We start from the raw sequence: 2,689 nt of genomic DNA, 5'->3' as shown, positions 1-2,689 counted from the left end.
GACGACGAGCGTCCGCTCCTGGCCCGGGCTCCTGCCGATGAGCTCTACGAACTCCGACCAGCCCTTCACCGCGTGCCCGTCCACGCTGCGGATGCGATCCCCCGGGAGCAGCTGCGCACGCGCGGCCTCCGAGCCCGGCGTCACCGTGCCCACCGTGAGGGGGACGACCACGTGGGTGCCAGAGGTGTACAGCGTGAACAGGACGCCCAGGGCGAACAGGTAGTTGGCCAGCGAGCCGGCCAGGGTGATGAGCACGCGCTTCCAGGGGCGCTGGGCCGAGTAGCTCTGAGGGTCGGCGGGATCCAGTCCGGGCGTGTGGGGGTTCATCCCGTGGAGGGTGGCCGCCGCGCCGATGGGAATGGCCGCGATGACGTACTCCGTGCCCAGCAGCCGGAAGGACAGCAGCGGGGGCCCGAAGCCCAGCGAGAAGCGGGGCACCCTCACGCCGAGCAACCGTGCGGCCAGGAGGTGTCCCAGCTCATGCACGGCCAGCAGCAGGCCGAGGGCGAGGAGGGCCAGGAGGGCGTACATCCGGCCGGCGCTTCAGATCTTCCGCCGCTGCCCGGTCCGCTTGTAGGCCAGGTAGTCGGCGAGGATGGTGCCGTGGTCGAAGCAGAGATCCGGGGGCAGGGCATTCACCGGGAAGGCCCGCGCCTCGGCGGCGTCATCCGCGCCCTTCGGCTCGCCCTGCGCCCGGCCAATGTAGACGGTGGAGAGCGTGTGCTTGCGCGGATCTCGCTTCGGATCCGAGTAGGTGAAGAACTGCTCGACAAGCTCCACCGTGAGGCCCGTCTCCTCGTGGGCCTCGCGCACGGCGGCGGCATGCAGGGGCTCTCCCTCGTCCACGAAGCCCCCAGGCAGCGCCCAGCCGATGGGCGGGTTCTTGCGGCGGATGAGGACGATGCGCTCTCCCGGCAGCTCGATGATGCAGTCCACGGTGGGAGTGGGGTTCTTGAACTGGGGCTCGGCCATGGCGGCGGGCACTCTACCCCGGGCTCGGGGAGGACACTGCACTCATGCGCGGGGTTGGTTATGGTGGGCCCGTGTCCACCCGTCCCTTGCTCTTGTCCTTATGGGCCCTCGCCGTGGGGCTCTGCCTCAGCTGCAACACGTTCCTCCAGAACCCGGGGCCCTACGAGATGAGGACCACCGAGGTGTTTCGAGATGACTGCGGCCTGCTGGCCTCGCCCGAGGCGCTGTGGGATGGCTCTCTGCTCATTTCCGGACAGGTGGTGCGCATGGACTTCGACTTGCTGGAGATGCAGCTCGTCGGGCGCTTCCTGGAGTCTGGGGAGAAGTTCGCCGTAGATGGGAGCGTGGCCAACGCCACGGCCATCGCCAACGGGCAGGAGTGTCTGCTGGATCAGGTGAGCGTGCACCTGGAGGGGGACACGGTCTGCGCCACCCAGTTCAACGGCGTGTTGCGGGTGCGCTACGAGGCAAGGCGCCCGGACAGCTGCGTCTGTGAGCTGTGGGCGAGGTTCGATGCCGTCCAGGACTCGCTCCGGTGTGAAGAGCGGCCTTGAGCCCGGGCCTGGGACGACCTAGACACTAGGTCTCGTCTTGCTGTCCCCTTGGGAGGGAGCCCCATGGCTGAGCCGCAGCGTCCGTCACAGGAGATCCAGTCGGTCCTCACGGAGAACCGCGTCTTTCCGCCGCCCGCGGAGTTCTCGCAGCGTGCGCACATCCGCAGCATGGAGGACTATCGCCGGCTGTGGGACGAGGCGGCGAAGGATCCGGAGGCCTACTGGGGCGCCAGGGCCCGCGAGGAGCTGTACTGGAAGGAGCCCTTCAAGACGGTGCTGGAGTGGAAGCCGCCGCACGCACGGTGGTTCATCGAGGGCCGGACGAACCTGGCCTACAACTGTCTGGATCGGCACCTGCCGAAGCTGAAGGACAAGCCGGCCATCCTCTTCGAGGGGGAGCCGGGGGATCGGCGCACGGTCACCTACGGCGAGCTGTCCGTGGCGGTGAATCGGCTGGCCAACGGGCTGCGGTCGCTCGGCGTGGGCAAGGGGGATCGGGTGGGGATCTACCTGCCCATGGTGCCCGAGGCCGCGGTGGCGATGCTGGCGTGCGCGCGGATTGGCGCGGTGCACTCGGTGGTGTTCGGCGGCTTCTCCGCGGAGGCGCTGCAGGATCGCATGAACGACGCGGGGGCGAAGGTGGTCCTCACGGCGGACGGCGGCTGGCGCAAGGGCGCGGTGGTGCCGCTGAAGAAGAACGTGGACGCGGCCCTGCCGAACATGCGGACGGTGGAGAAGGTGGTGGTGCTCAAGCGGGCGGGGGATGCGGGGCCGCTGGGGCCCAAGGAAGTGTCCTGGGAGGAGCTGGTCCGCGGCCAGAGCGAGACGTGCGAGCCGGAGTGGGTGGAGAGCGAGCACCCGCTGTTCATCCTCTACACGTCGGGTTCGACGGGGAAGCCCAAGGGGGTGCTGCACACCACGGCCGGCTACGCGGTGGCCGTGTCGCTGACGACGCGGTGGGTGTTCGACCTGCGGGACGATGACATCTACTGGTGCACGGCGGACGTGGGCTGGGTGACGGGGCACAGCTACGTGGTCTACGGCCCGATGATGAATGGGGTGACGACGATCATCTACGAGGGTGCGCCCACGCAGCCGGGGCCGGACCGGTTCTGGGAGATCATCGCGCGGTACAAGGCGACGATCCTCTACACGGCGCCCAC

At 68.9% G+C, this 2,689-nt stretch carries 4 protein-coding genes; 2 read left to right on the top strand and 2 right to left on the bottom strand.

Annotated features, from left to right (window positions below; genetic code table 11):
• Together VD972_RS20870 and VD972_RS20865 are read right to left on the bottom strand one after the other, a co-directional pair.
• The coding region (locus VD972_RS20870) for a site-2 protease family protein (RefSeq protein ID WP_324989659.1) at positions 1 to 531 on the bottom strand (531 nt) is incomplete at its 3' end.
• 12 nt (positions 532 to 543) lie between these two features.
• Positions 544 to 972: an NUDIX hydrolase gene (locus VD972_RS20865; protein ID WP_324989657.1), complete on the bottom strand. Its 429-nt coding sequence runs from the start codon at positions 970 to 972 to the stop codon at positions 544 to 546.
• Between the two features lie 71 nt (positions 973 to 1,043).
• Here VD972_RS20865 and VD972_RS20860 point away from each other — a divergent pair, with 71 nt between their 5' ends.
• On the top strand, positions 1,044 to 1,526 hold the full coding sequence (locus VD972_RS20860) for a hypothetical protein (RefSeq protein ID WP_324989655.1): 483 nt from the start codon (positions 1,044 to 1,046) through the stop codon (positions 1,524 to 1,526).
• A 63-nt stretch (positions 1,527 to 1,589) separates the two neighbouring features.
• Positions 1,590 to 2,689, top strand: a 1,100-nt coding sequence (locus VD972_RS20855) for an AMP-binding protein (protein ID WP_324989653.1), incomplete at its 3' end; no start/stop codon positions are given.

This window comes from Hyalangium sp., from assembly GCF_035629615.1.
Classification (GTDB): Bacteria; Myxococcota; Myxococcia; order Myxococcales; family Myxococcaceae; genus Hyalangium.
Note: the sequence above shows the minus strand (reverse complement) of the source record. Positions and strands in the feature narration are given on the sequence as shown.

What these genes read in the sequence shown, in the direction of transcription:
- VD972_RS20865 (WP_324989657.1), bottom strand. Translation starts at nt 972, where the DNA reads ATGGCCGAGCCCCAGTTCAAGAACCCCACTCCCACCGTGGACTGCATC.